Source organism: Streptomyces sp. WAC05292, from assembly GCF_003949955.1.
Taxonomy (GTDB): domain Bacteria; phylum Actinomycetota; class Actinomycetes; order Streptomycetales; family Streptomycetaceae; genus Streptomyces; species Streptomyces globosus.
Genome location: NZ_RPSE01000045.1, coordinates 21050 through 27912, shown reverse-complemented (window position 1 = coordinate 27912; position 6863 = coordinate 21050). Strand labels below are relative to the sequence as shown.

General features: G+C 69.8%; 6 protein-coding genes. 1 reads left to right on the top strand and 5 read right to left on the bottom strand.

The annotated features are described in order from the left end of the window. Nucleotides 1-114: 114 nt before the first annotated feature. The gene (locus EF903_RS08460; RefSeq protein WP_260614963.1) at nucleotides 115-540 is read right to left on the bottom strand and encodes an SseB family protein; all 426 of its coding nucleotides are present in this window, start codon (nucleotides 538-540) and stop codon (nucleotides 115-117) included. Nucleotides 541-1082: 542 nt separating this feature from the next. Continuing rightward, the gene (locus EF903_RS08455; protein ID WP_125542453.1) at nucleotides 1083-2138 is read right to left on the bottom strand and encodes a PQQ-like beta-propeller repeat protein; all 1056 of its coding nucleotides are present in this window, start codon (nucleotides 2136-2138) and stop codon (nucleotides 1083-1085) included. Nucleotides 2139-2433: 295 nt separating this feature from the next. Between EF903_RS08455 and EF903_RS35070 the strand changes: the two genes are divergently transcribed. Then, entirely contained in the window at nucleotides 2434-2562 is a 129-nt protein-coding gene (locus EF903_RS35070; protein ID WP_260614962.1) for a hypothetical protein, read from the top strand. 709 nt (nucleotides 2563-3271) lie between these two features. Here EF903_RS35070 and EF903_RS08445 read toward each other — a convergent pair. The 3 genes from EF903_RS08445 to EF903_RS08435 form a co-directional block, all read right to left on the bottom strand. Then, the gene (locus EF903_RS08445) at nucleotides 3272-3814 is read right to left on the bottom strand and encodes a hypothetical protein (RefSeq protein ID WP_125542451.1); all 543 of its coding nucleotides are present in this window, start codon (nucleotides 3812-3814) and stop codon (nucleotides 3272-3274) included. 465 nt (nucleotides 3815-4279) lie between these two features. Further along, complete coding sequence (locus EF903_RS08440) at nucleotides 4280-5011, bottom strand: SDR family oxidoreductase (RefSeq protein ID WP_125542457.1); 732 nt, start codon at nucleotides 5009-5011, stop codon at nucleotides 4280-4282. A gap of 599 nt (nucleotides 5012-5610) precedes the next feature. Next, a complete protein-coding gene (locus EF903_RS08435; RefSeq protein WP_125542449.1) occupies nucleotides 5611-6843 on the bottom strand; it encodes a hypothetical protein in 1233 nt (410 codons plus the stop codon). Nucleotides 6844-6863 lie beyond the last annotated feature (20 nt).

The window sequence follows — 6863 nt, the reverse complement described above, 5'->3', positions numbered from 1 at the left end:
CCAGGCCGTCCTCGCCCTCGCCCGGCGACGCGTCAACGTCCTGTGGGCCCTCATCCGTGACCGACGGTGCTACCAAGTGACACCGCCTGTCACCGAGGCTGCTTGACAACAGCATTAGGAAGCCTCCCCGGCGCCGGCCGGAGCGGCCCCGCCGGCGCGGAGGTCGACCGCGGACGCGTCCGGAACGATTCCGGCCACGGGCGGGAACAGCATCGACCCGTCCGCATCCGCCACGTTCACGGCGATCCCGGCAGGCCCGTCGACGTCGGGGACGACCGCATCGACCAGACGCGCCCCGAGAATCGACAGGTAGGGCCATTCACGGTCCGCCTGCCCGCGGGCCGCCGCGAAACGAGCGAGGGCTTCCTCGTCGGTGAACGCGTACAGCCAGCGAATCCCGCCCGACACCGCGGACATCAACCCGCCGTCCGACCCGTCCGCGTACGGGACGAGGAGCACCGCACGCCGGAACTCACCAACCAAACGGGCCGCAACACCCCTGCCCTGCCGGTACTCGGCTATCTCCGCGGCCAACTCCACGGCGTCCGCCCCCTTCCGAACCATTCACACCGGAACGGAACACTACCTTGATCACACAACCTGAATAGCCGTGAGATGTGGGCATCGCCCCGGAGCCGGCCCGAGGTTGTGATGCGGGCGCGTGCCGGTCGACCACTGGTACTGTGTGGCCGCCCACATCGCTGACGTGAGCGGCACGACTGTCTTCCGATCCCGGGCGGCGGGGGTGCAGGGGAGTTCCACGCATTCGCGGGACGCAACTGCACCTAAGGATGCGCCGGAGAGACGGGGGCTCGGCTCCCAGTTGCTGCGCGGCCAGAATGCGCAGCCAATTCAGCCGCGAGAGTGCCGTACCAAAGGCAGCCCGGCCTTGGCCCAGTGCTGTCACGGGCACCTGGATCAGGCCGCCGCGGGCGTGCCGCATCCAGCAGCACGCCCGGGTATGTTCTTTTCAGCCCGGACCAGCGAGGCGGCTGCGGACCGCCTCGGCGTAACAGTCCGCTGCGTGGCAGTGAAAACGAAGAGGTCCTGGAGTCCCTCCCCTCGTCCGCGCCTCGCGGTGGTCATCCGCTGGTCGGGTAGGCCGTCAAGCTGCGGTCTGATTCCGAGACGGCAATGCCGGTGTACTCGTTGATCAGGTAGGGGGCGAGGCCGGGCCGTGTCGGCAGGTCGGCGCCGGTGCGTGCGTCCAAGGTGAGGGGGCCGTCGTTCGCCTCTGCGTAGATCCGCCCGTGCCACACCGCGGTCACCTGGGGTGCGATGCGGCCGGCGTTCTTGTCCGGCAGCTGCCATTGGAGGGCACCGCTGGTGTCGTCGACGGCCCAGACGGTGTCGCGTCCGGTACACACGAGGGTGCCTGCGCCGTCGTGGGCGCAGTCGCTGCCGGGCAGGTCATCCGGGAGGTCCCGTTTCACCTGGCCGGTGGCGGGGTCGAGGAGCTGGCGGTAGCGGACGCGGTAGTCGTCCTTGTTGACGGCGGTAACCAGGATGAGGTGGGGCCCTGCCGGCTTCACGTCGACGTTGGTGCGGTCTTCGGCGCGCCATTTCTCCGCGGCGGTGGCCAGGTCGTACCCGGCTGCGGCCGTGTAGTCACCGCCTTTCTTGTCCCACTTCTCGCCTGTGACGGTGCCGCCCGTGACCGACGCCGCCCGGAACAGGTCTGTGGTCCACAGCACGCGATGGCTGTCGAGATCGACGGCATAGGTGGTGGTATTGGATGCGGATTTGGTCGCGGAGAGCGTGAAGACGGCAACCTTGCCCGATGCCCCGACGACCGTTGCGACGACCGGGGACTGGCTTTCCTTCGCCCATTCCGGCAGGTCCACCGGCAGCCGCCACGGAGCTGCGCCCGCGGCCGTGGGAATCGCCGTGAACTCCATGAAGGCACGAGGGGCCTGTGTTCCGGCGCCCGGCTGGTGAACGAAGAACGTGGTGAGGACCAACGGCGACTCGGCTTCGGTGACGAACGGGGCGGGGAGGTCGCTCTCAAGGTTCGGTGACAGCTTAAACAGCGGCTCGACCTTCGTTGTGGCCGCCGTCGTGACCGCGCCGCTCGCTGTGTCGACAGCCAGCACGCGGTCGGGCAGGGCCACGTACGCCGTCTGCTTGTGGAGAGCCACCGGCGCCCCTCCTCCCGGCCATTGGAGCCGGCTCGCCCCCGCTTCCTGCGGCATGGGTACACCTGCGCCGGCATCGAAGCGCGCCGGCGGATCGTGCATGGCGCGGGGAGGCTTGCCGGGCGTGCCGGTGGCGGCCGGGGCAGCGGCGTCCGTACGGTCCGGCGCCGGCGCCGACGCCCCAGTGCAGCCCGCGGCCACCACCGCCAAGACCGCAGCCAGCACGCAAACCCGTCCCGCAGCCTCTAACTTCACAACCATCACGCCTTCTTCGGGTTAAACAATCATTGTAAGGGCCTTGGCATCCGGGCTGATCTCGCGCGCCTCCCGCAACACCGGGCTGTATGTCGACCGCATCGTCTTCGCCGTCGACACCTGCCGGTTCAACGACGGCCGCACCTGGGTGTTGCCGCCGCCGCAACGATGACCAGGCCATCGCTGACTGCGGCGATCGCAGCTCACAGACACGGGCCGTCACCGGTAGGCCGTTTGGCTTCATCAGGCCAAGCAACTCATAGCATCTCGCCAGATTGAGCACAGACCTGAGAAATGGCGCATGAGTTCGATGATGCTGCGTTGTCGGCGACCTGCGTCCAAGAGAAGTCCCCGGGAGGGATCATCGCTACCACCTCGCAAGCACGTCACCGCGCTGCCGTACCGCGTTACCGTCATCACGGCGTCTGCGGTAGCACCAGCCAGGCGACCGCGCCTTCGGCGTCCGTGCGAGCCCTGGAAAACGCAGAAGCCCTCGCGCAACCGGCGAAGCGAGGCCGGCCCCCGATGCAGGGAGCCCAACCCTCCTACACGAGCTGGCCCACGCCTACCTCCGCGAGGCCGCTAACGGGACTGGACTCCACCGGCGCCTGGCGGACCTCTTCGAACTCCCCGAACCCACGATCAAGGACTGGATCAATGCAGCCCGCGAACCGCGGGTACCTCTCTCCCGCCGTCCCGGGCCGCCGGGCAGGCCGACCCGAGCCTCCTCTCCTCAGTAGCCGCACGGAGGAAAGCCAGCCGTCCCCTCGGCTTGAGCTCGACCGTAGGGACCCGGCGCTTCAGGCACCCGTGGGTCGGGGGTCAGCGGTAAGGGCTCCAGCCGCCGAACCGGGCCAGCAGCGCTCGGGTTTCCCCGGCGTTCAGGCCGAGGGCTGCGGCGACCGTCTCCGGGTCTTGGGCGCGCGCGTGGCGGGCGGGCAGTGGGCGGTGCGTGCGGCGGTGACCTCCAGTTCGCGGGCGGCCTTGACCGCGACGACGGGCACGTCCTCGGCGAGCTTCTCGATCGCGGCCGCGACGTCCTCCAGCAGCGCGCGCAGTTCGGCGGGGAGGGGGATCGTGGTCTGGTGCACGGCGGTGGTGTGCTGGTCCCAGTCCTCCAGGCACCGCTCAGCCGTCCTGCTGCCGTGCTCGCGGAAGGGGAGATCACCGGCCGCCTCCCAGTCCACGGTGCGGGGCCGGACCGTCCAGCCGCAAGTGCACTCCGCTCGCAAGGCATGCGCCCGAGGCCGCTGGGGATGGTCGGAGCCGTCGTAGACGCTCCAGTGCCTCACCGTCGAACCGGAGACGGAGATCCCGTCGAAGTACACGGGCTCCGGCACCGTGCCGTCGGCGAGGATCACCCCGACACGGCCCTCGTGCGACCGGCCGTACTCCTCGGTCGTCCACGACTCGTCGCTGTCCACGCAAACCCCTCCCACCATCCAGGGCCAGCTCTGCCGCCGGCGCCTCGGGGGCCTCAATTTCGCACCGCCGGGAGCACGTCCGCGAAACGAGCCAACTACCCACGCCCGGGTCCGAAAGGCCAACCCCGGCCGGGCAAGGCCAGCAGAGGGGCAGGCATCGGCCGAGAGGCGTGATCACGTACGCGCTGCACCGCCAACCCCTCCAGCCCCGCAAGCCCCTGCACCGAGACCCTGAGCACCATGGAAAGCGTCACCCCTTCCCGAGGGCCAGCTGGCCGGCTCGCACCCCCACACCACCGGTCTCGGCGACTGCGTCGGACGGCCCCTCGCGGCTACGCCGCGGCCAGCGGGTGCCGGTCAGCCGGCCGCCGCGCCCAGCCCCGTTACCGTCTTCGTGGCTCCGCGCGACCCTTCCAGTCACCCCGGTAAGGTCTCAGAGCACTGCAGGCTCCGTCCCGCCCGTTGTCACACCAGGCCACCGTCGGCTACGAGGTTCTGACCGGTCAGCCACGCGGCGTCCGGGCTGAGGAGCAGCGCGACAACGGCGGCGATGTCGGCCGGAGTGCCCACCCGGCCCAGAGCCGTCAGGTGCGCCACCCCAGCCACCGCTTCCTCCGGGGTATTGGCGCGCAGCAGGTCGGTGTCGGTGGGGCCCGGCGATACGGCGTTGACCGTGATGCCCCGACGCCCCAGCTCCCGGGAGGCGACACGGGTGAGCTGCTCGATGGCCGCCTTGCTCGCGGCGTACACCGACTCCCCCGCACTGGGCCAGGCAGTGCTGGTGGAGGAGACCGTGACGATCCGGCCTCCGTCGGCCATCCGGCGGGCCGCCGCCTGCACTGCGAAGAATGCGCCGCGTACGTTGACCGCCATCACCCGCTCGAACCTCTGCGGAGTCAGTTCCTCGATCGGTGCGTGATCAATGACACCAGCGTTGTTCACCAGTGCAGAGAGCGGACCCGCGGCTCTGTCGGCGAACACCTGGTCCGCCGTGGTGAACAGTCGCTCGATCTGGTCATGGTCGGCCGCGTCCGCGCGCACGGGGACGGCTCGCCCGCCACACGCCTCTTCGACTTCCCGAGCTGCCCGCTCGTCGGCGACGTAACTGAACACCACCGTGGCGCCGTCGCCCACCAGCCGTTCGACCACCGCCCGCCCGATCCCGCGCGACCCGCCAGTCACCACTGCCGCCTGCATGGATGTCCCTTTCTGTTCGAAGAGCTCTCCCCGTGGCAGCCGCTGCGGCAGCCACACTTCCGCGATGGGAGAAAGACTGAGCGACATGACCGCGAGAGACTCTGCAGCGTGTTTGCTGCGGCTGTTGTCGCTACTTCAGTCCCACACCGACTGGCCGGGACCGGAGCCGGCCGAACCGGCTCGGCGTCGGCACCAGGACCATCCCCTCCGACATCGAACGGCTCCGCAACCTCGGCTACACGGTGGACTCCGACGCGGCGCCACCAGCTCGCGCAGCATCGTATGGCGGGCGATCCGCTACGTGCCGGATTCCGGAAACCGCGGCCAGCCGCAGCACCGGCGAGCAGGGCAGCCGAGGTCCGGGCAAAGCCGGTTCCGACCACGCTCCTCAGGGAGACGCCACCAGAGGTCCGCAGTGCGGAGGCGCCCAGCCGCGTCGGGCTGGAACGACTGGTGGAGTCGGCAGGTCGACCTCACGGGGCCGCAACTGCGCCCAGTGCCGTGAAGCAGCATTCCGGCGCCCCGGCCGGAGTGCCGCGGGCTGCTTGCGTTCTCGCCACTCGGACGCCGGTCGTGAGCGGGATGGTCGAAGCCGGCCGTCAGGTGCCGTCTCCGGCCAGCCGCAGCAGTACCGCGACGGGCTGGTCGATGCCCTTGTTCATGGTCTTCATCCCGTAGGGCTCCTGCTCCTCCTCGCTGAGCACCTCGCGTCCGTCGGGATCGCGGGAGATATGCACCTCCATGTACGGAGCGGCGTCGTTGCCCTTCGGGATCACCCACCACATCGCGGCCCAGTCCGGTGCCTGCGTCATTCGCATCACCTCACTGGACCGGTAGATCCGCGAGTGGTGGCGGAAGAAGTCGTCGCCGGGCTCGGCCAGCCAGGCGGGAGCGTCACGCAGGTGCTTGTGCTCCTTCCCTTCCACCTCCCATGAGTGCTCGATGGATCCCGTGTAGCTGTTGGCGAGCTTGCATCGGTCCGCACGGATGAACGACACCGACGCGAACAGCTCCACCCGGCCCTGCCCCGCGGTTGCCGGCACTTCGATGACGGCATCTTTGGAGAAGTCGTCGCCCGGGTCGAGCCGGGAGCCCGCGCTGGAGATCTGACCGGCGGCCAGCAGCCGGGGGGCGGCGTTGAAGTCCTCCTGCCGGTGGGTGTCCCAGCCATCCCCCAGCTCCTGGCGCCAGCGGGTGCGGTCCGTCCCCTGCGGGCGGAAGGCAGACGGCCACAGCTGCGCCGACCACAGGGTGCCGACTACGAAGATGCTCACCGATCCCTCGTTGCGGAAGGTGAAGCGGGTCGGCACGAAGAGCCGCTTGCCGTCGGGGTGGAGGACCGGCTTTCCGAAGGACACCAGGAACGGCACTTTGGGCGGGGCCACGTAGGGGACGTACATTGCCGAGTACGCCACGCTCGCCGAGCCGATCAAGGCGGACACCGCCACGCCGGTGGCGAAACTCCGGGGATGCGGCATGCCCTGCCACACCTTCTCCCGGACCAGCACCCACACGGCCCACACCGCCCACACCACGAGGGCGGTCCACAGCCAGAACCAGCCGGCACGGTAGCCGCCCTCCCACTGAAGCACCAGCAGCACCAGGCTCGTCACCGCCACCGTGCAGACGCCGAGCAGGACCGCCTGCCCCGAATACCGTGCCGCCCGCCGGCCCCAGAAGTCCACGACCGCCGCGGCCGCGACCACCTCCACGACCGCAACGGCCAGGAACACCGCCCCCATGACGCGGCCGCCGAACGTCAGCGCCCGCAAGGCATCGGACAGCCCCGCCCGGAACAGCACAGCCGCCGACACCAGCAACCCGAGCACCATGCAGCAGCCTGTAACACGCC